At 60.8% G+C, this 25784-nt stretch carries 23 protein-coding genes; 5 read left to right on the top strand and 18 right to left on the bottom strand.

The genetic code is table 11. From position 1 onward, the window contains the following. Window positions 1-131: 131 nt before the first annotated feature. The 4 genes from treS to ALP40_RS07300 all read right to left on the bottom strand — a co-directional run bounded on the left by treS (window position 132) and on the right by ALP40_RS07300 (window position 4249). On the bottom strand, window positions 132-2198 hold the full coding sequence (gene treS, locus ALP40_RS07315; protein ID WP_122207637.1) for a maltose alpha-D-glucosyltransferase: 2067 nt from the start codon (window positions 2196-2198) through the stop codon (window positions 132-134). A gap of 279 nt (window positions 2199-2477) precedes the next feature. Continuing rightward, the gene (locus tag ALP40_RS07310) at window positions 2478-3062 is read right to left on the bottom strand and encodes a LysR family transcriptional regulator substrate-binding protein (protein WP_122207636.1); all 585 of its coding nucleotides are present in this window, start codon (window positions 3060-3062) and stop codon (window positions 2478-2480) included. A gap of 32 nt (window positions 3063-3094) precedes the next feature. Further along, window positions 3095-3343, bottom strand: a complete 249-nt coding sequence (locus ALP40_RS07305; protein ID WP_122207635.1) for a LysR family transcriptional regulator — start codon at window positions 3341-3343, stop codon at window positions 3095-3097. A 300-nt stretch (window positions 3344-3643) separates the two neighbouring features. Continuing rightward, window positions 3644-4249: a DJ-1/PfpI family protein gene (locus ALP40_RS07300; protein WP_122207634.1), complete on the bottom strand. Its 606-nt coding sequence runs from the start codon at window positions 4247-4249 to the stop codon at window positions 3644-3646. A gap of 132 nt (window positions 4250-4381) precedes the next feature. On the opposite strand from ALP40_RS07300, the gene ftrA reads away from it, so the two are divergent. Further along, on the top strand, window positions 4382-5335 hold the full coding sequence (gene ftrA, locus ALP40_RS07295) for a transcriptional regulator FtrA (protein WP_122207633.1): 954 nt from the start codon (window positions 4382-4384) through the stop codon (window positions 5333-5335). Between the two features lie 164 nt (window positions 5336-5499). Here the strand turns inward: ftrA and ALP40_RS07290 are convergent, their stop codons facing one another. The 13 genes from ALP40_RS07290 to ALP40_RS07230 form a co-directional block, all read right to left on the bottom strand. Then, entirely contained in the window at window positions 5500-6642 is a 1143-nt protein-coding gene (locus ALP40_RS07290) for a serine hydrolase (protein WP_122207632.1), read from the bottom strand. Between the two features lie 3 nt (window positions 6643-6645). Continuing rightward, the gene (locus ALP40_RS07285) at window positions 6646-7800 is read right to left on the bottom strand and encodes an iron-containing alcohol dehydrogenase (protein WP_122207631.1); all 1155 of its coding nucleotides are present in this window, start codon (window positions 7798-7800) and stop codon (window positions 6646-6648) included. A 16-nt stretch (window positions 7801-7816) separates the two neighbouring features. Beyond that, window positions 7817-8461, bottom strand: coding sequence for a LysE family transporter (locus tag ALP40_RS07280; RefSeq protein WP_122207630.1), 645 nt, complete (start codon window positions 8459-8461; stop codon window positions 7817-7819). A 14-nt stretch (window positions 8462-8475) separates the two neighbouring features. Continuing rightward, complete coding sequence (locus ALP40_RS07275) at window positions 8476-10278, bottom strand: FAD/NAD(P)-binding domain-containing protein (protein ID WP_122207664.1); 1803 nt, start codon at window positions 10276-10278, stop codon at window positions 8476-8478. A gap of 5 nt (window positions 10279-10283) precedes the next feature. Further along, window positions 10284-12293, bottom strand: coding sequence for a 2,3-diaminopropionate biosynthesis protein SbnB (gene sbnB / locus ALP40_RS07270; protein ID WP_122207629.1), 2010 nt, complete (start codon window positions 12291-12293; stop codon window positions 10284-10286). A gap of 5 nt (window positions 12294-12298) precedes the next feature. Next, entirely contained in the window at window positions 12299-13621 is a 1323-nt protein-coding gene (locus ALP40_RS07265; protein WP_122207628.1) for a lysine N(6)-hydroxylase/L-ornithine N(5)-oxygenase family protein, read from the bottom strand. 52 nt (window positions 13622-13673) lie between these two features. Next, window positions 13674-14633, bottom strand: a complete 960-nt coding sequence (locus tag ALP40_RS07260) for an ABC transporter substrate-binding protein (protein ID WP_122207627.1) — start codon at window positions 14631-14633, stop codon at window positions 13674-13676. After that, the gene (locus tag ALP40_RS07255) at window positions 14630-15772 is read right to left on the bottom strand and encodes an FAD-binding oxidoreductase (RefSeq protein ID WP_122207626.1); all 1143 of its coding nucleotides are present in this window, start codon (window positions 15770-15772) and stop codon (window positions 14630-14632) included. Before ALP40_RS07255 ends, ALP40_RS07260 begins: the two co-directional genes overlap by 4 nt. A gap of 14 nt (window positions 15773-15786) precedes the next feature. Continuing rightward, complete coding sequence (locus ALP40_RS07250) at window positions 15787-17286, bottom strand: methionine--tRNA ligase (protein ID WP_122207625.1); 1500 nt, start codon at window positions 17284-17286, stop codon at window positions 15787-15789. Further along, complete coding sequence (locus tag ALP40_RS07245) at window positions 17279-17671, bottom strand: cupin domain-containing protein (RefSeq protein ID WP_122207663.1); 393 nt, start codon at window positions 17669-17671, stop codon at window positions 17279-17281. The genes ALP40_RS07250 and ALP40_RS07245 overlap by 8 nt, the downstream gene beginning before the upstream one ends. A 519-nt stretch (window positions 17672-18190) precedes the next feature. Further along, window positions 18191-19156 carry a tyrosine recombinase XerC gene (gene xerC / locus ALP40_RS07240; protein WP_122207624.1) on the bottom strand — a complete coding sequence of 322 codons (966 nt, stop codon included), beginning with the start codon at window positions 19154-19156 and terminating at the stop codon, window positions 18191-18193. Between the two features lie 119 nt (window positions 19157-19275). Further along, a complete protein-coding gene (locus ALP40_RS07235) occupies window positions 19276-20271 on the bottom strand; it encodes an MDR family oxidoreductase (RefSeq protein WP_122207623.1) in 996 nt (331 codons plus the stop codon). 46 nt (window positions 20272-20317) lie between these two features. Beyond that, complete coding sequence (locus ALP40_RS07230) at window positions 20318-20962, bottom strand: TetR/AcrR family transcriptional regulator (RefSeq protein ID WP_122207662.1); 645 nt, start codon at window positions 20960-20962, stop codon at window positions 20318-20320. Window positions 20963-21282: 320 nt separating this feature from the next. On the opposite strand from ALP40_RS07230, the gene modA reads away from it, so the two are divergent. The 4 genes from modA (at window position 21283) to ALP40_RS07210 (ending at window position 24966) form a co-directional block, all read left to right on the top strand. Next, window positions 21283-22050 carry a molybdate ABC transporter substrate-binding protein gene (gene modA / locus ALP40_RS07225; RefSeq protein ID WP_122207622.1) on the top strand — a complete coding sequence of 256 codons (768 nt, stop codon included), beginning with the start codon at window positions 21283-21285 and terminating at the stop codon, window positions 22048-22050. Beyond that, window positions 22051-22731 carry a molybdate ABC transporter permease subunit gene (modB, locus tag ALP40_RS07220; RefSeq protein ID WP_122207621.1) on the top strand — a complete coding sequence of 227 codons (681 nt, stop codon included), beginning with the start codon at window positions 22051-22053 and terminating at the stop codon, window positions 22729-22731. Window positions 22732-22734: 3 nt separating this feature from the next. Further along, complete coding sequence (modC, locus tag ALP40_RS07215; protein ID WP_122207620.1) at window positions 22735-23823, top strand: molybdenum ABC transporter ATP-binding protein; 1089 nt, start codon at window positions 22735-22737, stop codon at window positions 23821-23823. An 87-nt stretch (window positions 23824-23910) separates the two neighbouring features. Further along, window positions 23911-24966 carry a DNA topoisomerase IB gene (locus tag ALP40_RS07210; RefSeq protein WP_122207619.1) on the top strand — a complete coding sequence of 352 codons (1056 nt, stop codon included), beginning with the start codon at window positions 23911-23913 and terminating at the stop codon, window positions 24964-24966. 26 nt (window positions 24967-24992) lie between these two features. Here ALP40_RS07210 and ALP40_RS07205 read toward each other — a convergent pair whose 3' ends face one another. Beyond that, on the bottom strand, window positions 24993-25385 hold the full coding sequence (locus ALP40_RS07205) for a helix-turn-helix domain-containing protein (RefSeq protein ID WP_122207618.1): 393 nt from the start codon (window positions 25383-25385) through the stop codon (window positions 24993-24995). Window positions 25386-25784: the final 399 nt, after the last annotated feature.

Genomic DNA, 25784 nt, shown 5'->3' with positions numbered 1-25784 from the left:
TCTCGCTAGATGCTCTGTGGGAGCAGACTGGAAGGTGTTCCGTTTACCCGCAAAACAGCGTTTCAGCAACTGAAGGTTCAGGGGCTGAAGCGCAGCATTCGCGGACAAGTCCGCTCCCATCAATGCCTGTATCAAATCATCGGCAAGGTGCTCACAACCCGCAACGCCAGGCCTTCATAAGCATCCAGCGTGATGGTGAATTCACCCTGCTCGGTGAGATCGCCTTCCACACGCTCGTTGATGATGTCCACCACCGGCCCCGGTGCGATGTCGGGCAGGTGAAGGGTCTCGACAATGGTTTCGGCGCTGAAGTTGAGCGCAGTGATCTGCGTCCCCTTACCCGCTGGAAGCTCATGCACCATCACCAACAGCCCAGGATGCTCTACATCGGGAATCAGAATCTGGCGACTGGCAGCGATGTCGTAAGCGCGACGCACCGCCAGGATCTTCTTCAACTGCGATGCGAAGGAGTCGGGACGTTTCAACTGGCTCACGAGGCTGCCATACAGCGATCTCGCACGCGGCATGCCGCCTTCGGACAGCTCGGCGTCCGGGTCGAGGTCGGCCAGGTCGTAGGCGCCGCGATGCACCCAGCGGGTGTCTCCGTCTTCCATCAAATGCTGAACCTGCTCGGCCGGCAGGGTCAACGCCCCCACCAGGTCCCAGCCAGACAAGGCAAACACACCGGGCTGCATCGCGTTGTACATCACCAACAGCAAGTGAATGTGCTGGATCTGCTGGATGTCGGCGTCAGTGATCAGGCTCAGGTCACGAATGCCCAGCGCCGCAGTGATGATGCTCGCGGTGGTGCAGGACACGCCGTTGGTGACGAATTTCAGGTTGTACGGCGCATGCTCGCCCGTCAGCCGCTCGTACATCTCTTCACGAATGTGCTCGCGAAGAATGTTGCCGGGGAAGGTTTGCCCTTGATAGAGGTAGGTGTCGTGGGCATGCAGTGTCCAGAAATGCACCAGCTCCAGCGTCAGCTCGTCATGGTTTTGCAGCGCATGAATCAGCGACGCAGGGTCGATACCGAACGCGTGGACCTGACGCAGCATCAGGCGCAGGAACTCCGTCGTGCCGGTCAGCAGCGCATGCTGGTAGGCCGGTCGCGTGATGAAGTCGTAGGACAGGTCAGCGCCGCCATTGCCCATTGACGCGATATCGTCCAGCGTCAGGTTCAACTCCTGGAAACTGAAACCGCCCGCTTTGCGAATTGCGCCGGCCAGCAGTTGGTTGCCGGTGATCGACAGGGGATGACCTTCCGACCAGGCCGCACCTTCGGCACGACGCTCGACGCCCAGGAACCCGTTGGCATCCAGCCGCAGCACGCGCGCACCGGACACATCGATCGCGTGCAGCGCGTCACCAATGATCATTTGCTGCGCGGCAAAACTGGGGTCCAGCCAGTTCAGAGAAGGCTGACCTTCCTTGAAATAATGCAGGTACACCCAGCGCCGGGCCTTGCCATCGACGCCTTGCACCACATCGGTGGCACTCCAGTCGGTTTCCTTGACGCCGGGCTCGAAGAAAATCACCCGTTGCAACTGACCCACGATGTAGTGCTTGTCGCGCAGTTGGTCAACGACATCGGGCGTCAGGTTGACCGCATCGCGGCCCACAGGCACGTCAGGCAACAGTTGCCAGTCTTCCTCGCGAATCTCGACCATGTGGTAAAGGCCCGGGTAATCCTCGTACGCCATCTCGGCAAGCCTGAAGTCGGCGCCCTTACCGGTGTGCGACGGGATCACGTCGTCAATGATTACCGCGTTGTGAGCCGCCGCAATGCGCGTCAAGCTCAACAGCTGGCCGTCAGTGCCCAAATCGGGGTCGATGCCGAAGCTGATACGGTCGAAATTGCCATCGATACTTGGGGTGCGGGTACGGCCCTGCAAACCGCCAGACAGCTTGAGCGGTCCGTTGTGGATGCCTTGAATACCGATTTCCGACAGCGCATGCCACAGCGTCTCATCGCCCAACGCCTCAAGCACCGAACAGCCTTCACGTGTGACGATCGACGCCGGGTACGCGGTGAACCAGACCGAGGAAATGGCCGACGCGTCCCTCGGACGAGCCTGTGCGAACGGCCGCTGCCAAAGCCTGCCCTGCCCTGAATAGGTCTTGGCGCGTTGCCGCGCAGCGTTCAGCATCGATTGCTCGACCAGCCAGTCCACGTACTGCTTGTCCGGTATCGTCATAGCGTCCAGTTATCCTCTCGAATCGGCGGCGTTGGACGCTTGCGAACAAGCGCCCCGAATGTATTACCTATGGGTATGAGCCCTGTTAGAGCGATTCGTTGCATCGCAAGAAGCCTCTATCTCTCTGATACAGGCTATCGCGCACCAAACAGAGAGTCCGAGGCAAGCGACGTGCTCGCAAAGAGATCAGCCCAAACGCTGCACAGGCGGCGGTTGTAAAAGACATTCGCGAGCAAGCTAGCGCCCACCTAACCTGAACTGTCCAGGCCCTATGCGTGCTCAATACCGCTGAGCACCCGGCACACGCGGCTTCTTCAAGGCCTGGATCACCGCATTGGCGGCATTGGACAGCAGCGAGGTCGGTCGGGCGACGACGCTGATGTGCCTCATGATCGTCACGGGCAACGGAATCTGCTCGAATTCCCGCAAACGGCCACGCAGCAATGCGCTGGGCAGGATGGAAATGCAGTGCTGCTTGCCAATCAGCTCAAGCAGCGTTTCAAGGCACGAAAGCTCGCCGCGGTGGCTGAGCCGTACTTGAGCGGAGGCCAGCTGTTGATGCAGCCGGTCCACGCCAGGATGCCGCCAGGCCACGTAACGTGAGGTCTGCGAGAGTTCAAGAAACGTGCGCGGCGCAGCCTGGGAGCCCTTGGCGGTCACCAACACATAGTGATCGGACCAGTGATGATGCTCCAGGTAATGCTCACTCAACACCGTGCTGGGCAAAATCAGGATATCCGCGGTTTCCTTTATAAGGGGTTCGAGCGAGGGATGCTGTTCGCTGCCATGCAGCACATTGAGATGGATATCCGGGTAATGACGGGCAAGAAAATCCAGCGCTGTGCCTAAGCTGGTTTCCTGAATGTGGGTGTGATAGTGGAGGGTTACGCTGCCACTTACCCCATTTTTTTTAGTTGTTCAAGCGTCGCCATGATGCCGCTCAGGGTCTGTGAAATCACCTTGCCATCCGGCGTCAGCGTGCACCCGGAACGACTGCGGATAAACAGACGCTTTTCGAAGAAGTCTTCAACTTCCTTGATGGCGTAGCTGATGTTCGACTGACTGCAGCCCAGAATGGCCGCAGCTTCCGAGAACGAACCGTGCTGAGCAACGGTTTGAACGATTTTGAAGAAATGGGTTTTCATCTGTCCTGCACTCTGGATAGGGCGATAGTAGGTGCATCTGTCGCTGACGGGAGAGAGTCGAAAATGAAAGAACCCCCGAGAACCGGCCCTTGTGCACACGTATCGGCAGCACGAAGAGATCGGTCAGTCGGGGGTACATGCAACCGCTTGAATTTCTGGGAAGAGCCATGCCTACATGCGTCAGTGCGCATGCCTTGATGGCAGAACCCCAGACAAGGCAGAAAGTCTGTCAGTCACTCTGGGTATCAGGTCCGATGTTTCCTGAAAGCGTGGCAAATCACGGTGGGCGCAGGGCCTGAATCAGTCGTTCTCGGTCCAGTCGAAATCCAGTTGCAGCGCAGTACGCTCGGCCAGTTCACGGCTGTGCAGACGCTCGACCAAGTGCAGGCTCATGTCAATGCCCGCCGAAATGCCCGCCGAGGTCACGAACGAACCTTCGTCCACCCAGCGCAGGGTGCTCAGCACGTCGACCGCGGGGAACATCTCCTTGAGATCGGCAATGTCTTCCCAATGCGTGGTGACCTGCTTGCCGGCCAGCTTGCCGGTCTTGGCGAGCATGAACGCGCCGGTACACACCGCCGCAACCACGCGCCCCGGCTCAGACTGATCGCTGATCCAGCGAATGACATCGGTTTTTTCCAGTTCGGCGTTGACCACGCCACCGGGCACGATCAGGCAGTCCATCGCCGGGTGATCGTTGATCGAGAAATCCGGATCGACCTTCAAACCTGCCCGTGCGCGAACCGGGGCAGTGCTGCGGCCGACGGTGAAGACATTGAACAACTGCTTGTCGTTACGGCTGTTGCGCGCATGCATACGGGTGGCGGTGGTGAACACTTCGTAGGGGCCCGCGAAGTCGAGAACTTCGACGTCGTCGTATACGTAGATACCAATATTGAGGGACACGAAATGGCTCCTGGGTCCAATTGCCGGACCACATGCAAGGTTAAGGATTCACCTGAGTGACAGCGTGCAGGTTACCCAGTAGCATCAGCACGAACCACTGTCCGAAATGCCAATATCCGGTAACATCGCGCCATGAAAAATCATCTCGTCGTCGCCCTGATCTATAACCAGCTCTGCACGTTCGAATTTGGCTGTACGGTCGAGGTGTTCGCCTTGAAACGGCCCGAGCTGGGTGTGGCCTGGTATGAATTCGCGACGTTCCCGGTAGATGACGGCCCGATTACCGCCGCAGGTGGAATTACCATCGTGCCGACACCCGGCGAAGTGCTGCTGGAAAACGCCGACACCATTATCGTGCCTGGCTGGCGCGGGGTTGAATCCCAAGTGCCTCAGCGTCTGATCGAGCAGCTTCAGGCCGCTCATGCCCGCGGGGCGCGCATCTGTTCGATCTGCACCGGCGCGTTCGTGCTGGCGGCTGCCGGACTGCTCGATGGGCACAAGGTCACCACTCATTGGCGTTACACCGATCTGCTGGCCACCATGTACCCGGGCCTGACCATCCAGCCCAACGAGCTTTATGTCGATCAGGGCACCATCGTCACGGCGGCCGGTTCTGCGGCCGGGCTGGACATGATGCTGCACTTGGTCCGCAACGACCACGGCTCACGCGTCGCCAACATGGTGGCACAGCGCATGGTGATTCCTCCCCATCGCGAAGGGGGCCAGTCGCAGTACGCCTCCCGGCAACTGGTGTCGGCCAGCGACGGGCCGATTTCAAACCTGATGGACTGGATTCGCAGCGACCTTAACCGGCCGCACACGATCAAGGAAATGGCCGCTCGCGCCGCCGTCAGCACCCGCACCCTGCACCGCAGTTTCATGGAAAGCACGGGGCTCACGCCTTACGACTGGTTGCTGGGCGAGCGCGTGGCGTATGCCAAGGAATTGCTGGAATCGTCGAAGTTGCGTTTGAATGAGGTGGTGGACAGGACCGGCTTCGGCTCCGAAGAGTCGTTCAGACGGCACTTCCGCAATCTGGTGGGGGTCAGCCCGAGCAGCTATCGCAAGCAGTTCGCGCGGGTTTGATTGCGATTGAGCGCTTGCAGCAGGCACAGACTGTGGAAGGCAACTTGCCGGCGATGACGTCAGGCCAACCACTGCCATGTGGCCTGTGAAACCCGAATCGCCAGCAAGCCGCCGCCCACAAGTTACCCCTGTCAACTTTTCTCCACGCCTGGAGCGTCCGCCTTTCAGGACCGATAAACCGCGCCTACCAACGCATCCGCGAACCCGCCCCAAGCGCCCGCCACAGCGGTATTGGTCAGTACGACCAGGCTGGTGTCCGAGACCGGATCGACCCAGTAATGACTGCCATACACACCACACCATGACCAGGTGCCCACGCCCTGCCGGTGTCCGGCGGCCACTGGGTCGGCGAGGATCACCGGCCCCAGTCCGAACGTCCAGCCAGCGCCCCTGCTCTTGAGCGCCACCTTGCCGATGGCATTGCCCAGTAACGCCGCCGTACCTATGGAAGACAACAGCGGCGCACCGCCCAACCGCAGGCATTCCAGCAGTTTCAGATAATCATCCGCCGTACCCAGCATGCCTGCGCCGCCCGACTCATAGGCCTGCGCATCATAGACCCGGCCAGACGAAACCCTGGCCACGCCGCTGTCGAGCATCAGGCGGTCGTCGTCACCGATACGGTCGGGAAAAACGGCACCGTCCTTGTAGGCACGTGCCAAGCGACCCCGATCGTGCCTGAACGACGTCGACTCCATGCCCAACGGTTTCGTCACCTGCTCGGCAATGACCTGCGACAACGTAACACCCGTGCTCTGCTCGATCACCGCACCCAACACATCGGTGGCCAGTGAATACGCCCAGGCAGTGCCCGGCTCGAACAGCAAAGGCAGGCTTGCCAGTCGGCTCAGGTTTTCGTGCAGATCAAAGGCCACACGGTTCAGACCGTCCGACACACCCGCCCGCTGATACGCATTGCCGCACGGTTGTTCGAAGCCATAACTCAGGCCCGCGCTGTGCGACAGCAGATGACGCAGGGTAATCACAGGCTCGCGGCCATCACCCAAGCGAGGCCGAAAGGCGGGCAACCAGTCCGTCACCGGCGCCTCCAGGCTCAGTACCTGTTGTTCGCAGAGCCGCAGCACCGTCACCGACGTGAGCAACTTGGTCAGCGACGCCAAACGAAAACGTGTTTCGCGCGTTACACAGACGCGCCGTTCACGGTCAGCCCAGCCCCGCGCGCTGGCGTACCGCAGAGTTCCCGACTGCGCCACGAGCAACACACCGCCGACGATCCGCCCCGAATCGACCCAGCCTTGCCACACCTCGGCCAGACGGTAAGCCACCCGTTCGTCCACCTGCGTCATGGATCACTGCCCCTTCACCGCCCGGCTGAAAATCCCGGCATACACCTCAGCCGAATGACGAATGGGATTGGTGTGCGAACAACCGTCGGCGAACGCCATCTGCCCGACGCGATCCGCCTCACGATCGTCGATACCGATGGCGGCCAGCGTGTGCGGAATACCGATCTGCTCACGCAAGCTCAGCACCCACTCCATCACGCCGCTGAAGCCGGGTGTGGGCAACCGCAGGTAAACCGCCAGATCGTCCATTTGCGGCAGCAGCGCCGCGCGGTTAGCCTCCAGCACATAGGGCAGCAGAATCGCGTTGAGCAAACCATGATGCTGGTCGTACAGCGCACCCAGACTTTGCGCAATCGCATGCACGCCGCCCAGCCCCCGCTGAAATGCCGCCGCGCCCAGGCTGGACGCCACCAACATCTGCTGGCGCGCCTCCAGGTCCCGTCCGTCCGCGACGACGCGAGGCAAGTGGGCCTTGATCATCTGCATCCCTTTGACCGAAACCGCTTCGGCCATCGGGTGCCAGACCGGCGAACACCAGGATTCCATGCAATGGGTCAAGGCATCGGCACCGGTCGCAGCGGTCAGGTGAGTCGGCAGGCCCAGTGTCAGGTTGGCGTCCAGAATCGCGATACGCGGCATCATGCGGGCGTGCAGGATGGTGCGTTTGACCTGCGCCTGCTCGTCCGTGATCACCGACGCCCTGCCCACTTCCGAGCCCGTCCCCGCCGTAGTGGGCAACGCGATGACCGGGGCGATGCCCGAGGCATTGGCGCGCAGGTGATTGTGGCCGATGTCTTCGAAGTCCCACAGCGGCCGGGTCTGCCCCGCCATCAGGGCCACCGCCTTGGCAGCGTCCAGCGCCGAACCGCCGCCGAACGCGATCACCCCGTCGTGATCGCCTGCCTTATAGGCTTCCAGCCCGTCAGCCACATTGGTGCCGGTCGGGTTGCCCTTGACCCGGTCGAACAGGTCGCAATGGCCCAACTGCTTCCGGCAATCGTCTACCGCGCTGCGGATCATGTCGGTGCTGCCCAGAAATTGATCGGTGATCAGCAGCGGGCGTTTGATACCGGTCACCCGGCAGGCATCAGCCAGTTCGGCAGCGCGTCCGGCACCAGCGCGAATGGAGGTAGGGTAATGCCAGTCATTGTTGTGCATGCTCATGCTCCCTGGATCAGTTGATCAAACCGGCGGGCAACAAACCGATCAGCAGACGGATACCGAAAGCGATCATGAAAAACCCGGTCACGATGTCGATGGCCTTCTTCATTCGCTGATAACGGACCTGCACCGCAGGGATCGAGAACAGCGTGGCCAGCAGCACGAACCAGGAAACCGCCAGAACGGCGATGATCGATACGCCGGCCGTGCGGACCCACATCGGCATGCCGGGCGTCGTGACGGTGGTGAACACGCTGGTGTAAAACGCCAGTGCCTTGGAGTTGGTCAGGTTGGTGAACAGGCCGAAGCGATAGGCTCGCGTCAAACTGCCGATGCCCAACGCACCAATGTCACGGGGTTTGGGCTGACTGCCCGCACTGCGCAAGCTCTTGGTGCCCAGCCACGTCAAGTACGCGCCGCCGAGCAGTTGCAGCGCCGGTTGCAGCCACGGCAGCTGCTGGAAAATCAGGCCCAGACCGGTGGCGGCCAGTAATGCCCAGAGGATGCTGCCGGAGGCTACACCCAGTCCGGCGCAGATGCCTTGTTGCCGGGACTGGCTGAAAGACAGTTGGGTGATGACCAGAAAATTCGGGCCGGGGCTAATGATCAGGACAATGAAAGCGCCGGCAAGCGCCGTCAGCAGAGTGATCTCGTACATGAAAGCAGTTCCTTTTAAAGAGGTGAAAAAGAGGTCTTGGAAAGGGAGTCGCACCGACTGACGGAGAGCGCAGCGAGGCACGTCTGGGCCACCTGCCGCGCCTCGATCAGCGCACGGCAGGTCGGGTCTGGCGTGGGTATGTAGTGGTTGTAGAAGGTGCAGCCTTCGACACTCGGGCCCAACGCCCAAAGCATTGGGTGGACGGTGCCGTCTGCGCGCACGACCCGCCCGGAAGGGCCGGTGTCGATGCCATCGGCGGGGTACGCATGAGCCGGGCGAATAAGGCCCTGACGCAGCAAGCCGTTCAGCAGCGGATCACGACTGGCAGACAGGCCGCGATGGCCCACACGTGCCGGAATCAGCGTGTCGTAAGGCACCGGCGAGCAGGACGGGTCATCCATCGGCGGCAGGATCGTCACGACACCGGCCTGAATCAGCGCCAGCAAGTCTTCGTAACGCTCTTTCTGCGGCCCGCCGACCAGCCGGTTCGACAGAGCGGCCCACGTGCCGTAAAACGCGAGCGTCGATTGCTCGGTCAGGCCGTTGCGATCCGCCACGAGCCGCAACAGATCGCGATAATCGCGCCACACTTCCAGCGCCTGACGAATCGGGCTGTCCACAGTGCCCAATCGACTCAACGCCAGTTCGCGCTCGATCCAGTGCTCGAACCACTGCGCATATCCTTCTTTATCGCCAGACCCGCGTTCGGTGGCCAGCCATTGCTCCGGTTCGAAATCGCCCCACTGTTCTGCCAGCGCCTTGAACAGCGCCGGGCGCGACGTCGAATCAGACGCACGACGAAGCGTTCGCTGTAGCGACAGCAATGCCTGCGGCGCGTCGAGCCGCGCTGTGGCTTGCCAGAACACCGCACGCATTTCGTCCTTGATCAGCGGCAGTACATCGCTCTCGAAGTCCAGCCGCCCGGCCGACCGCTGTTGACGAAGGCCGACGATGGCCTGGGCGGTGAAGAAGGTCCTTGGCAACGCAGCATGGACAGACGCCTGCCACTGTGGCCGGGCATGGAACGGCAGGCCGGAGCGCGAGTACAGCGCTATCGCAGGCTCCAGTCCAGAACGCAGATAGCGCCAACCCGCAACGCCCGGATCGCGCACATAACGTCCACCGCGCCCCTGGGTCAGCCCGGCCAGCGTGTCCATCGCCGTCAGGCCCAGCCCTTCAATCAACACCGAGTCACCAATGGCAGGTGTCCCGTCTTGGGCCGATGAATGCCCGCACGTCAGCACTACCGCATCAACGTCCAGCTCGCGAACCGGCGTTTGCAGGCGAAACCCTGCATCAGAGGACCGCTCACGACAGCCCGTGACCACCTCGGCGTGATAGTGCACTTCGACCTGCGCGGGGCACTGCCGAATCAGATAGCGGTAACTGTCCTGTAGATAACGCCCCAGCAGTTTGCGCGGCACGAAATCACCGAATTCGACCGGCCTGCCCTGCCCCATCTCGCTGACATGGCCGCGCTCATCGAGATGGATGGCGTTGGCCTGGCACCACTGCAAAAATGTCCAGCCTGCGGGCTCGCAGGAAGGAAATGCCGACGAGAACGCCGAGAGCTGACCCGCCATTGTGTTGAGCATCAGGTAGTCGGGTTGTTCGGCATGGTGCAAGCCGCTGCCGGGCGATTGAGGATCGAACACCTCGATGCGCAACCGGCCCGCACCGGCCGTGCGGCTGATACCGATCAGTTGCTCCAGAACGCCCAGGCCTCGTGAACCCATGCCAATGATCGCAATTGAGCGCCGTTCAGGTTCGGACGGCCGGACAGGCCGCTCGACCCGGTCAAGAGAAAGTGTTTGCATGCCCATCACCAGCGGTTCGATTCGAAGAAAAACTGCGGCACCGGCAACGCACTGCCCTCGGCCACGGCTTGGCCGTAAATCCGTTGCCCGACAGCCAGATCGAGCACACCCAGGCCGAATGGCGAGAAAATCGACGCCCGATCCGGGCTCAGTTCCACTTGCCCGGTCATCAGTTGCGCCAGTGTGCCGGTGATGAACGAGCGGTCCTGATACTGCTGCACCGCCAGCTCCGGCGACGTCTGGGCCTTCAGGCAGTGCTCGACGTCATCCAGAATGTTGTTGGCGTCGGCAATCACCTCGGGTCCCAAGTCACGCAGCGAGATGTTCAGCACCAACTGTCCCGGACGAAACGACGGTTCCAGCACATAAGGACTGGCCGCCGTGGTGGCGAACACCACCACATCGGCCTGCAAACTGCTGTTCAGATCAGCCCGTTCACTGGTCAACTGGTGGCCATTCACGGCGTGGTGGACCAGCGCCTGCGCCGATTCAGGGTGCAGGTCAAACACGCTCACGGCGTCCAGCGTCCAGCCGTCACTGATGAACATGTCCAGAATGGTGCGCGCAATGAAGCCTGCGCCCACGAACGCCATTCGCCCGACGTGCTTGCGATGGCGGTTCATCCAGCGGGCACCCAGCACGGCCGAAGCCGCGGTGCGCATGGCACTGATCCGCGAGGCTTCCAGGCAGGCGAAGGCGTAGCCGGTCTGCGGGTCGTTGAGAATCAGCACCGCCGACGCACGCTGAAGACCTGAATCGGTATTGCCGGGAAAGCTGGAGATCCATTTGATGCCACTGACCGGCTGCTCCCCGCTCAGGCTGGCGGGCAAGGCGATGATGCGGTTGGCTGGCGCCTCGGGGAAACGCAAAAAGTAGCTGTCGGGGTTGATCGTCCGGCCGGCTTCGTGGGCCAGATAAGCCTGCTCGACGTCATGGATGCAGGCTTGTGGGTCAGCCGCCAGCAGCCGCGCAACCACCTCGCCATCGATCACATGAAACGGCACCTTGCGCAGGCGCTCGGCCGCCAGGTAGGTGGTCCAGTGCGGCATGATCGGCATGTCTGCCAGGGTTATGTCGAGCACATCGCTGCCGAAATGCCGCTCGACCCACTGGTCGTCATACAGCGTGTCCAGATAGCGCTCGCCCCAGTCCGGCGACAAGGCCACCACCACTGAACCGGGCTCGATGCGCTCACGCCAGGCGTGCACCGCCGCCACCACCGTGGCCGTCGAACCGCCGACCAGCAGGCCTTTGGTGCGCGCCAGGATTCGACACATGGCGACGGTGCGCGCTTCAGGGACCATTTCCAGCGCATGCACGCCGTCTGCATTGAAAATGGGCGGACGCTGGCTGGTGCCCAGGCCCGGGATGTAGCGACGGCTGGCGGGCGTGTTGAAAGTCACCGAGCCAACGCTGTCCACGGCAATGATTTTCGTCGCCGGGTGATGCTGCCGAAAGTGCTGCAGGCAGCCCATTAACGTGCCGGTGGTGCCTGCACCGACAAACAGGTAATCGACGTGCCCGAAATGCTGGGTGATGGAGCGCGCGGTGGTGCGGGCATGGGCGCGGGGGTTGGCGGCGTTTTCGTACTGGTTGAGCCACACGTAGCGCGGGTCGCTGCCGATCTTTTCGCGAATCAGCGCGATGCGTGTGCCGAGAAAGCCGCCGTTGTCATCCGGCGTCTCGACGCGGATCACTTCGGCACCGTAGGTGCGCATCATGCGAATGTTGTGGTTGGAGCTGTTGGGGTCGACGACGCAGGTGAAACGAATCCCGCGTTCGGCGCAGAGCATGGCCAGCGCCACACCCAGATTGCCCGACGAAGACTCGATCAGAATCGTGTCCGGCCCTATCAGGCCGCGTGTCTGCAGGTCATCCACCAGGCCAACGGCGGTTTTGAGTTTGATCGAACCGGCGGGGTTGAGCGACTCCATTTTCAAGAAGAAGTCATGCCCCAGACCCGACACTTTCAGAAAGGTCCGGTCGTGAACGATGTCGCAGATTGTGTCGTACATGAAGGTCACTTCCACTGTGCCATTAAGGGTGCATGGGCCGTCTGCCCGACGGCCTGCTCAAGCCCGTTGGCGATGCGCTCGGCGCGCAGGGCCATGAGGGAGAACGACTGGCTGTCGCTGATGCCGTGACTGCGCTCGGAAAGACCGTTGACCCAGATATTCACGTCGCAATCGTCCTGTAGGGCGACGTGGTAGTCCCGGTCGATCAGCAGACCGCCATCCAGATCCGCCTTCAGCCAGGGTTGCAGCCCGCTGAGCAGCGGCGGAATCAGGTACTGCTCGTAACCGGTGCCCAGCACCACGGCATCGACTTCCAGGACCTGAGTGCGCTGACTGAAGGTGTCTGTGAGCGCAACGCGATAACCGGTTTCAACCGGTTCGATGGACGAGACGACGCTGTAGGCATAGGTCTGCAAGCGCTTACGGCCCGCGATGGCATCTTCGTACGTCAACGAAAACAGCTTCTGGCTTTCGTCCGGGTCGATGCCTGCGTAGTTGGTCGAGCGGCTCCAGTCCAGAAACCGATGCCGCGCCGCGTGGCCGAGGCTGTGGAAGTAATCGACATGGTCCGGGGCGAAGACCCGATTGGGGAACTGGCCCAGTTGCGTGAGCTTGAAACCGGCGGAGCGGTGCACGGAATGCACGTCGATTGCCTCATCACGTGACACCAGTTCCAGCACCGATTCACTGGCGCTCTGCCCCGAACCCAAGACCAGCCAACGTTTGGGCAGGGCGTTGCCGAAGGCTTGCAAACGGGTCAGAAACTGCGAGGTATGGAAGACGTCAGGGCCGATCAGCGATTGAAACGCAGCCGGAATACGCGGCGCGCTACCGCTCGACAACACCACATTGCGGGTGGTGAAGCAGGCATCGGGGGTGCGCACCTTCAGCTCGCACAGCCGACCGCCACGGATCACCGGGGCGATTTCCGTCACTGGCGTATTGAAATAGGTATGGGCGTCGACCTGATCCGACACCCAGGCCACGTAATCCGACCACTCACGGCGGCTGGCTGGCCGGCCGAGCAGGCCGAAATCGAACAGCCGGCCTTTGCTTTTCAAGTACATGGCGAACGAAAAACGGCTGCGTGGATTGCGCGGTGTCACCAGATCGCGAAACACATGGTGGTTGATGTCAGTCCCGGCCAGCAGCAGTTCGCGGTGCCATTGGGTGTCTTGTGCAGCTTCGAGGTAACGAACAGAAAGGCTTGCCGACGGACCGTTCACGTCCTGCGCGTCTGCAAACGCACAGGCCAGCGCGATGCCCGCCGGGCCGAAGCCGATGCACACAGCGTCCGATTGATAAGGGTGTGGCGTTGAATGATCCATGAAAAAATCCCGTCCTTAGCGTGGGTGTAAAGCGTTGAAGCGGTTGCGGATATCAGCGAAGTGCCGGAGTCAGCCCCTGCGGGCCCAGCCTCCAGACACGGTTGAATGCGCCCCGGTGTTCGCCCTGATCGAAGCGGACTGCGCCCAGCGGGGTGTTAAATGTCGTGTGGGTCAGGGCGTCCAGCAGCTGTTCCCGACGCCGGGTGGTGTTGGCCAACACCGACAGCACGTAAAACATCAGCAGGCTCTCCCGGTAATAGGTCGGCGGCGGGACGCCAAACAGCGACCGGTGCCAGGCATCTGCGGTCACGCTGTCTGGCGGATCGTCCGGCACGCCGAAACCGATGACATAGGTGTTGCGGTCATCCGCCGACGCACGGCCCAGATGTGGCGAGGCTGCGTCGTCGGTCAGTACCAGAGGCCGTGTACTGCCTGCCTGACGCCGTGCCCGCCAATGCTCGCGGCTGGTGCGCAGACGCCCGGCAAACACCTCGACATCGGCCTGCTCGTACTCGCCCACCAGGCACAGCCCCGCTGACTCAAGCGCAGCGTCAATAGCCCGCACCAGCGCCTGCCCGTGCGCACTGCCATCCGCCTGAAGATGCACCGTCTGCCACCGACGCGCCGACAACCACTGCGTGAGGTCTGCGGCCAATTGCCGATCCGAGGGACAAAGGCGAAACACGTTGAGGTGCTCGGCCGTCAGCCGATCAATCGTGGCCGCCGGCGTCAGCAGCGCGATACCGGCCTGCTGATACAGCGGTGCTGCACCGATAGCGGCATCGGACGAGAAATGACCGATGACCAGATCGGCCTCCCAGTCGATCATCTGCTGCGCCACGTCTGCACCTCGGCAGACATTGGCACCGTCGTCGAGGAAGTGCCACTGCACCCTACCCAGCCCCGGTATGATATTGCGCGCCACGGCCATCGCTCTCAGAAAGGTCCGGGCATGGGGCGTGTCATCCGGGTCGAACAAGGCGCTGACCCCGACTCGCAACGCGGCGCTCATGGCTGAACACCTTGTCGAGGGCTGCCTTTCATCAGACGCCCGGGTGACAGCGCCGACCAGTCAGGGCAGCGTGAAGACTGCCCCGACAAGCGATGGCGCAACTGATCGAACGCAATGTGCGCAACGCCCGGCGCGAACTTGAAGCCCAGTCCAGACATGCCGGCCGCTACATAGATCGGGCTCTGCTCATCGCAAAAGCCCAGCACCGGCCGACCGTCGGCGCTGTAGCTGTCGAAGCCCGGCAACACGTCCAGCACGCGGACCTGTGCGGCCCAGGTGTCGGACAGCTGCACGACCCGCTTGCAGGCGTCTTCGGCATGCCGGGCATCCGGCGGCGCCAACTGCTCCGGCAGAACGCTCTTGTCGCGCAGGCCGCATCCGGTCTGCACGATGTTGCCGGTCAAAGGGATACCGTAGCTCTGGGTCACCGCATCGATCACCGGCATGGACCAATCACTGCCAGTCATCACCCGCGCCAGCGGGATCGAGCGCGCTTGCAGCTCCAGTTGAGGCACAAGGCGCTGAGTCCACGCCCCGGCGGCGACCACCACGGCGCGGCACCGCAAGGTCACGTCGCCCAACTCGATGTGCACCCGATCACGAGACTGGCAATCGATTGACTTGATCTCACGGTGTTCCAGGAGCAAACCCCGCTGACGCACCACCCCACACAACGCCGCCACTGCCTGCCGGACATTGCCAACGCAGGCATGCGGCTCGAACAAGTTGATCCGTGCTTCGTCCGCACAATGCGGATACTGGCTGGCGTCCAGCTCGCGACGGGTGAGCAGACGCATCGGATAGCGTTCGCCTCCATACTGCTCGATGGCACGGCACAGGTTTTCCCGTTGCTCGTGGGCAGCCCGGTAGATCACCCCGGTGCGGCTCAGTGCCTGAGCGTAGGAGGACGCGAACACGCCCTCTTCCATCAGGCCGATGGAATACGCCGCCAGCGCCATTAACAGCGGATCGTCGTCGTACAGGCGCACCAGCCCGCCCGAATACCCGCTGGCTCCCAGGCTGCCTGCCGCGCCCTTGTCGATCAGCGCGACCGACATTCCTGCACTGCACAGCTTGGCCGCGATACTGGCGCCGGTAATCCCGGCACCGATGACCGCAATTTCGTAATCGATGAACATCGTGGTGAATCCGTTCAGATGGAGTATTCAGCGGCCGAGCCGGACAGGACCGTGGCGTTGACCCGTTCCTGGGGCAAATCGAAGGCGGTGACGATCCGGGCGGACATCTCTGGAATCAGTGCCCTGCCGATCACGGCAATGAACGCCGCCAGATGGCTCACCGGGCGGCCTTCCGCCAGCCGGGCGCGGGTAATGGCGATCACATCCAGCAGCACCTGGGCCATGCCTTTCATGGAGAAGTGTTCAGGCTCGCACGCCTTGGTCCATTGCAGCCGCAGCGCCTCCAGCAATCCGGCATCCGCGCCGCAGATTCCGCTCCACCAACTGTTGTCCCGCCGCTCACCTGCCGTGAGCAACGCCGGGAAGAACTGCCCGAAGACACCTTCACGCCAGTGCAGGAAGTGCTGCAGGCGAAAATCTCCCTCGCTTTGCTCTGGGGCAATGCTGGCCAGGTAAAGCCGGGCGCTGTCGGCGCAAGCCTGACGCGCCAGATCCCCAACCCAGATCGCGTGGTTGCGGCTGGTCGACAGGTTGAGCCCGTCGAGTTTGAGAAACTGGTTGGGCACGAAACGCTGCTGGACCCTGACGTGGTCCATGACCGATAGCTGTGCGGGGTACACGACGGCATGGCTGAAGACGCAATCGAAGCCGAGAAAATGCACCAGCGTGCCCTGCCCCGACTGCCAATACTGACGAAACAGCTCAGGGCGACCGATGCGGTCGGCGTACTCGCGAAACGCCGCCATGTAACCCGGCAACCCCATGAACCAGGTGTGCACCCGACAGGAGCCGTCAGGTTGCAAATCCAGGCCGCCATCGTGCGGACGGGTGACGCCCCAATCGTGGACGTGATCCAGCGTGTCGCGCAGCCAGGCATTGAGCGGGCTGCGCCATTGGTGGTCGAGCAGACGATCACGCAGCGCAGGCTTGCAGGCTGCCAGTTTCAAAAACGCGCGGTGTGCGGTTTTCCACTGTGAAGGCTCCTTGCACAGTTTGCAGTGCAAGTCGCCCATCAAGTGCGCATCCGGCGCCTGGGCGCAGTTTTCGCACTGACTGGCGTCCGACTCCGCGCCGCAGTAGTTGCAGGTGCCCCGCGCGAAGGCTTCGTAACCCCACACATCGCAGTCGGGACAATAAGGTTCGCTCGAATCGCGAAACTCGATCAGCCCTGCGTCGCGCACCTTGTCGAACACCTCGGCCACGGCCTCAGCGAACCAGTGGTTGCCGTAAGGCCGCATCCAGTTGTCAGGCTGGATGTTAATCGCAGCCAGCGAAGCCTCTATCCGGTCCGAATTGCGATGGGCAAGTTCCACCGGATCGACACCAGTCTCCAGGCCTTTGCGCAGCATGTACGACTGGTAATCGTCCGAATAGGACAACAGCACGCATTCATGACCTCGCTGCCGTTGTACGCGGGTGAAGACATCCGCAGCCAGAAACGGACCTGCAATATGGCCGATGTGCAGATCACCATTCGGCGTGGGAGGCGTGATGGTGACAATGTACTTAGTCATTGAGGCACCCCGTGGTTTCGCAGTGCTGCTCGACGAAGGCGTTGACGTAGTTCATGTCCCACCACACCACGTAGAAATGAAAGTCCTCATCGGAATCATTGATGACGTAGTGAGGGGTGTGTTTCGGAATTGCCGCGATATCGCCCACGTTGAAGGGCATGACCTTGCCGCCCACCACCAACCGGGCGCAGCCCTTGATGGCGATGAAGATTTCCTGATCAATCTGGGTATGCGCCTCGCTGCTTGTACCCGGACGCACGACACACCAGCCGCCGGCGAACGGCATCGGGTAGCCGTCCCAAGGCAGCAGACGACTGCCGTCGAGCCCATACTCATGTACCAGGGCATCGAAGTTGGTTTTGCGGTGTATATCGAACTTTTCCATGCTCAGACCCGTGTGCTGTGAATGGGGCAAAGCATGAAATGTGCGCATAAAACTGGCTATCCGATCCCTCGATACGTGGCGTGCACAGTATCGATTTTTCGGATCGTTCAGCGCGTCGCGGTGTAGCGCCAGGGTCTTCAGACGCGCCGAAGACTCAGGCCGTTGGCAGGCGTTTTTCGCGTTAATTAAAGTGTTTCTGGAATCGCTCGATAACAACGCAACGTCATTGCCTTCGCGCTGGATAGAGGCCTGTTCAGATGATGAAACGTGCACTGGTTGTGCGCGTTAGAGGTCGGCTTAGTGCAATGAGGCAGCACGTTACGCACGGTGATAGTCACTATCGACAATGCTGATAATCGGTTTTTGTTGATGAGTGGTAACGTTGCCGTCGATGACTGAACTTGTTTCAACGTACGGCGAATCCGCATCGCGGTACCGACGAATACTTGCTCTTCTTCATCACTCCTTTGGTTAGATATTTAGGCCACCCCACCTCACGGTGAGGTGGCCTTTTTTTGCCTAAAGATCGAAGCGATCCACGACATTGCGCCGCTCATTTTCACTGCGCATGTCGTAGCTGGCGGTGGTTGCGATGTGGGTGTGATGGGCCAGCTTCTGAGCAATCGACAGATCGTACTCTTCGATGACGCGCGTGATGAACGAACGGCGAAAATCGTGAGGCATGATGTTGACGCCCACCTGCTGTCCGCGTTGTTTGGCAATGAAATAGATCGCGTGCTTGGTGATCCGCTCGCGGGTGATGTTGCTGCCACGGCGTATCCGATTGAACAGAAACGGATCATCGGCCTGCCCCGGTGGCAGACAGGAGCGGCGCAGTTCAAGCCAGTCATTCAACGCGCCGAAGGCCCATTCGGGCGCGTACTTGACCAGTTGTTTGTTGCCCTTGCCCATCACCCGCAGGCTGCGTTCGGAAAAATCGACTTGATCAAGATCCAGATTGACCGATTCCGATTTGCGCATCCCGGAGCCGTACAGAATCGCAATGATCGCCGCGTCCCGTCGACCCTGAGGCCTGGGGTCGGCGGCGCAGGCTTCCATCAGTTCGCGGATCAGGGTACGGCGGATGTTTCGCCCCTTGTGCAGGCGTGTGCCACTGACGGGCTTGATTGAGCGGATCTTCAGCAAGTGATCGTGGCTGATCAGGTCGTGCCGCCAGGCTTCGTTCATTACCCCACGGATCGCATTGACGTAAAGCGACGTGGTATTGGGTGCATAGTCATCTTCACGCAACGCCGCCACCAGCGCAGTGATATGGCCCGGTTGCAACGTATGCCAGGGGATTTCGAACAGATCGACATCGGCCAGCCCAAGACGGTCGGCAGCGTCTTGCAGCACGTACTTCATGGTCAGACGGCTGGACGGCGCAAGACGGGCAAGATAGAGCTGCAGCGGGTTGCTGACGTCTGGCAGCGAAGGCGATTGCCGGACGCCTGCAGCCTGGTCGGAAGGTGGATCATGCGACATGTCGAGCAAGGCCTTTGTAATGCAAGTACCAGCGAAACAGCCTGGCACTTTTCGATCTCTTCAAAGCACCGACTTTAACACGCTCACTGGTGCAAGCCTTGTGCTTAACGCCTTCTCGCCTACCAGCCGGTATCGACCACCACCCGACCGCGCACCTGCCCGGCAATCAACTGAGGCGCGATGTCGATGACTTCGCTCAACCCGATCTCATGGCTGATCAGCGGCAGCAGCGCAGTGTCCAGATCGCGGGCCAGTCTGGCCCAAGCCTCAAGGCGGTCGGCACGAGGACGCGTAACGCTGTCGATCCCGGCGAGCGTCACGCCCCGCAGAATGAACGGCGCAACTGAGCCTGGGAAATCCATTCCCTGTGCAAGGCCGCACGCAGCGACAATGCCGCGATACTGAATCCCGGCGCAGACATTGACCAACGTGTGACTGCCCACTGAATCGACAGCCGCCGCCCATTGCTCTTTAGCCAGCGGACGACCGGGCGCCGAGAGGGTTGCCCTGTCGATGATCCGCGCCGCGCCGAGCGTGCTGAGGTAATCGCTCTCGGCCACGCGTCCCGTTGAAGCGACCACCTGATAGCCCAGTTTCGCAAGGATGGCGATAGCGAAGCTGCCCACACCGCCATTGGCGCCCGTCACCAGCACTTCGCCGTCTTCAGGCTGCACACCATGTTTCTCCAGCGCGATCACGCTGAGCATCGCCGTGTAACCTGCCGTGCCGATGGCCATCGCCTGGCTGGGTGTAAACGCTTCAGGCAACGGAATCAGCCAGTCACTGTTCAGGCGGGCCATCTGCGCAAGGCCGCCCCAATGCCCTTCGCCTACGCCCCATCCGTTGAGCAGCACCTTGTCGCCCTTCTTGAATTCGGAGGATTCGGTTTCAACGACCGTTCCGGCCAGATCAATGCCCGGCACCATTGGAAAACTGCGAACGATCGGGCTCTTGCCGGTCAGGGCCAGTGCGTCCTTGTAGTTGAGCGTGCTGTGGGAAACCTGCACGGTCACGTCGCCTGACGGTAGGCTGGCCGGGTCCAGTTGCGTCAGCTTCACGTGGTAACCGGACTCGTCCTTATCAATCACAATGGCATTGAAGGTGTTCGAAGGCATGGGTCGCTCCAATTTAGACCGATCGTCTTTAAATAGACGAAAAAGCTCATTGCGGCAGTCCGCGAAGAAAACCGGCAATGAACGTGTTCAACGGGGTGTCGCTTTTGACCAACCGGGCGCGCAACACTGCGCCTTCCCAGCCAATCCAGAAAAATGCGGCCAGCTCGTTGCAGTTCGCGTCGCGGGCAAGCTCGCGATGATCCTTGGCCGCCTCAAGGCATACGGCGAGTCGCGCCTGCCAATCCAACAGCGTCTGCTCCAGCACGCCCCGAAAAACTTCGGGTAAGACGCTGATCTCCTGCCCCAGATTACCCACCATGCACCCGCGCCGATAATCATGACGGGCCATGCCCGCCTTGGCGCTTTGTACAAAGCCCACGAGTCGTTCCAGCGGCGACAGGCGTTCATCCAGCAAGAAGCGATCAAGGCGCTCGGCGAAGTAACGGCAGTACTCATCCAGCACAGCACGGCCAAACGCTTCCTTGCTGGGGAAGTAGTGGTAGAACGAGCCTTTGGGAACGCCCACTTCCTTGAGAATGTAATCAATGCCGGTCGCCGAGAAACCCTGCTCCGTCAGCACTTCAAGGCCGCGACGCAGCAGTGTCTCACGGGTTTCAAGGTTGTCCCGGTCCACTTTGGGCGGACGGCCGGGACGACGGGGCTGAACATTCTGGGTAGGTAAAATAGTCATGCAGAGGATATTAGACCGATCGTCTTTTATGTCAACCAGAGGGTACGCAATCGCCATTTTTATCTGAAGCGTCGACTGCCGGATCCTGATTGCCAACCGCTAATGGCGTATTCAAATGACGGGCCTCCTTACGTTAATGATCAGAAGCCCCGCCTGTTTGGGCACAGCCAGACTCATCCGGAAGTGGCCAAACAGGCGCTGTGGATACTGACCTCGCCCTAAATCATTACTTCCGGAAATCAGCAGGTTCGCTATATATTTGAATATATAGCGAAACGTCTCCTGCACGGCGGCGCGCCCTCAACCACATGGAGCTGTACATGCACGCGTCCCCGCTGCGAACCTTTTTGAAGTCCACTGTCATTGTTATATCCGCGTCGGGGGCGCCCTGCGTCTTGGCCGACGAAGTTCAAGTCGCTGTTGCCGCCAACTTCACAGCGCCCATCCAGGTTATCGCCAAGGATTTCGAGCGCGATACCGGTCACAAGCTGGTGGCGGCCTTTGGTGCGACGGGTCAGTTCTACACCCAGATTAAAAACGGTGCGCCATTCGAAGTATTCCTGTCGGCCGATGACGTCACGCCCAAAAAACTCGAGCAGGAGGGCGCTACCGTCTTGGGCTCGCGTTTTACCTACGCAACCGGGACGCTTGCGCTGTGGTCGGCGAAAGAAGGCTACATCGATGCACGGGGGGACGTACTCAAGGGCAATGAGTACCAGCACCTGTCCATCGCCAACCCCAAAACCGCGCCCTATGGCCTTGCCGCCACTCAGGTGCTGAACACATTGGGACTGACCGACGCCACCAAGGCGAAAATTGTCGAAGGCCAAAGCATTACTCAAGCCTATCAATTCGTGTCCACTGGCAATGCGGAGCTGGGTTTCGTTGCCCTGTCGCAAATCTACAAGGACGGCAAACTCACCGGAGGCTCGGCCTGGATCGTACCGGCAGCGCTGCATGACCCCATCAAGCAGGACGCCGTGATTCTTGAAAAAGGCAAGGACAGCGCTGCCGCCAAAGCGCTGGTCGAGTACCTGAAAGGCCCGCAAGCGGCGGCCGTCATCAAATCGTTCGGATACCAGTTGTAAATGCCACTGGGAAGCGCCGATATCGCGGCGATCTGGCTGACCCTGAAGCTGGCGTCGCTGACCACCGTGATTCTACTGATCGTCGGCACACCTGTCGCACTGTGGCTGGCGCGCACCGACTCGTGGCTCAAAGGCCCGGTCGGGGCTGTCGTCGCCCTGCCCCTGGTGCTGCCGCCGACTGTCATCGGGTTTTACCTGCTGTTGCTGCTGGGGCCTAACGGGGCCGTTGGTCAGTTGACGCAGAGCCTAGGGCTGGGAACATTGACGTTCAGCTTCACCGGGCTGGTCATCGGCTCGGTGCTGTACTCGATGCCTTTTGTGGTTCAGCCGTTGCAGAACGCTTTTTTCGCCATTGGCACCCGACCTTTGGAAGTGGCCGCGACCTTGCGCGCCGGTCCGTGGGATACCTTCTTCAGCGTGATTCTGCCCCTCGCCAAACCCGGCTTTATTACCGCTGCGATTTTAGGGTTCGCTCACACCGTCGGGGAATTCGGGGTGGTATTAATGATTGGCGGCAACATTCCGGAGAAGACTCGCGTGGTTTCCGTGCAGATTTTCGACCACGTCGAATCGATGGAGTACCTGCAAGCGCACTGGCTGGCTGGCGCAATGCTGGTGTTTTCATTTCTGGTGCTGCTGGCGCTCTATTCCAGCGGAAAATCCAGAACGGGATGGCGTTGAGTCATGGCCTCATCGATTGACATTCGCCTGCAGATGGCCTACCCCGATTTCCAGGTGGACGTCGACCTGACCTTGCCGGGCTCAGGGGTCACAGCCCTGTACGGCCCGTCCGGTTCGGGCAAGACCACTTGCCTGCGCTGTATCGCGGGCCTGGAAAAGGCCAGTCACGGCTTTATCCGGATCAACGATGAAGTCTGGCAAGACAGCCAAAAAGGCCGCTTTCTCGCTGCGCACAAACGCGCGATCGGCTACGTCTTTCAGGAGGCCAGTCTGTTTGCACATCTGTCCGTCAAGGACAACTTGCAGTTCGGCCTCAAGCGCATCGCGCCCCAGGAGCGCACGCTCCAGTTGTCTCAGGCTGCCGAGTTGCTGGGGATCGATCACTTGCTTGAAAGGCATCCAGAGAAGCTGTCAGGCGGCGAACGTCAGCGGGTTGGCATTGCCCGGGCGCTGCTGACCAGCCCTCGCCTGTTGCTCCTCGATGAACCCTTGTCGGCCCTGGACAGCAGGCGCAAACGCGAAATTCTGCCGTATCTGGAGCGTCTGCACAGAGAGCTGGACATCCCCATGTTGTATGTAAGCCATGCACAGGACGAAGTCGCCCGGCTGGCCGACCATTTGGTGGTGCTCGAAGCCGGTCGCGTGCTGGCCAGCGGACCTATCGGCGAAACACTGGCGCGCCTCGATCTGCCGCTGGCGATGGGCGACGACGCGGGCGTCGTGATCGAGGGTGAAGTCAGTGCATACGACGAGCATTATCAGCTCCTGACCATCAGGCTGCCTGGCAGCGAGCTTGCCATGCGCGTTCCCCATGCACGGATGCAGCCTGGTACGACCTTGCGTATCAAGGTCCAGGCCCGGGACATAAGCCTGAGTCTTGAGCCTGATCACCAGAGCAGCATTCTCAATCGGTTGCCGGTGGTGGTGATCGAAGAAATGGTCGCCGACAATCCGGCACACGTGCTTGTCAGGCTGGATGCGGGCGGCACGCCATTGCTGGCCCGCATCACGCGTTATTCCAGCGATCAATTGCAGCTCCATCGAGGGCAATCGCTGTGGGCGCAGATCAAGGCGGTGGCGGTGCTGGCCTGAAACCGGCAGTGCATGGCGAAGCGCAAATAAACGGCACCACCGCATCGGGCAGCGGTCAGTGTTTTTAACTGCCTCTGGAATTTCGCCATGCCTGACTCGACGATCATCAGCCCACTCGCCAGCGACCTGCATTACGTAGACGACACCCAACCGGGTTTCACGCGCAAAATCCTGCGCGGCAAGTTCGCCTACTTCAACACCAAGGGCGAGCGCATCAAGGACGAGGCCGAGATCAAGCGCATAAACGCACTGGCCGTGCCGCCCGCCTACACCGACGTCTGGATCTGTGCCGATCCCAATGGCCATTTGCAGGCTACCGGTCGCGACGCTCGGGGTCGCAAGCAGTATCGCTACCACCCCCGCTGGCGCGAAATACGCGATCAGGACAAGTATTCGCGCATGATCGAGTTTGGCCACGCCCTGCCCAAGGTGCGCAAGCAAATCGAGGCGCAACTGGCGCAGCCTGGCATGGGCCGGGAAAAAGTCATGGCGACTGTCGTCTCACTGCTGGACGCCACGCTGATTCGTATCGGTAACAGCCAGTACGCCAAGGAAAACCGCTCTTATGGCCTGACCACGTTGCGTAACAAGCATGTGGAAGTGAAAGGCGGTCAAATCATGTTTGAGTTTCGCGGCAAGAGCGGTGTCGAGCACTCCGTCACGGTGAAAGATCGCCGCCTGGCCAATGTGATCAAGCGCTGCATGGAGCTGCCTGGACAGAACCTGTTTCAGTACCTGGACGATGATGGTGTGCGCCACACAGTCACCTCATCGGACATCAATGCCTACCTGCAAAGCCTCACCGGATCGGACTTCACCGCCAAAGACTATCGGACCTGGGCTGCGAGCGCGCTGGCGCTGGCCACCCTGCAGAAGCTGCACTGGGAACCTGAAGCTGATGCCAAAAAACATATTGTCGACATGGTCAAGGCTGTTTCCAAACAACTGGGCAACACGCCTGCCATCTGCCGCAAATGCTACATCCACCCGGCGGTGCTTGAGGGTTTCCTGCTAGGCAATCTGGCAAAGCTTCCGCGCCTGAGGCAACGCAAAGGGTTACGCCTTGAGGAAGTCGCGCTGGCGAGCTATCTGCGCACCCTGGCAGACCGCATCGAGGCGCAGGCCGCCAAAGTTAAACCCTGACGCTTTCTCAGCAGCTAGCGGCCCGGTCACCGCTCTGCGGTAACCGGGTCCCTCAGCGCAGTGTCCTGAGGCTGTCTGCTTGTATCGTACGTCGTGGACAGCTCCTCAATCGTCGTCACCAGATGCCTGACCGCGTGCTGGACCTCGATAAAAATGTCGTCCGGCGGGTGCCCTGCACCACTCATGCGATTAATGACAGTGTCCAGTTCCATCCCGGCCATGCGCTTGCAGGTCAATACGTAGAGAACGTCCACGCCTACATTGGCGACCGCCGCCAGGTAATCGGCCTTGGGCACCCGCTCACCACTTTCGTATTTTCCCTGTGCATTGGCGGCCACTCCTCCGAAGTGCCCCAGTTCGCGCTGTGAAAGCCCCAGACGCTTACGCTCCTGCTTCAACCTTGTGCCTATGCCACTCATCGTCCTGACCGTCCATACCCGCTTGCAAGTCCACTGTTCAACATCAGCCTTCGAAACACCTCGTACTGCCCATAGTGACCAGAACTCTGACAGTGCCTGTCATCGTGGCTGATGACGCATGGACGTTTCTCCTACATCGATAAAGGATTTCAACTGGCACTTATCGGATCGCCGCTTGCAGACCTGCGTAATATGTCCGAAAAGCTGTCAGCCTGAGCACAGCTTAGACCCGCCTCTATCGACGTGGTGGCATTTGTTCAGGCACAGAAAACCCGCGTATTTGGCTTCGGCACATCGTAGCTTCATGATTTACCGGGGAAATTTTCGACGCCCGTCAGTCACATCTTGTCCCATCTGACGCACCTGCAAGCTTGCTTCGCGGTGGCGAGGTGTATATAT

Source organism: Pseudomonas viridiflava (genome assembly GCF_003702045.1).
Lineage (GTDB): Bacteria > Pseudomonadota > Gammaproteobacteria > Pseudomonadales > Pseudomonadaceae > Aquipseudomonas > Aquipseudomonas viridiflava_C.
Note: the sequence above shows the minus strand (reverse complement) of the source record. Positions and strands in the feature narration are given on the sequence as shown.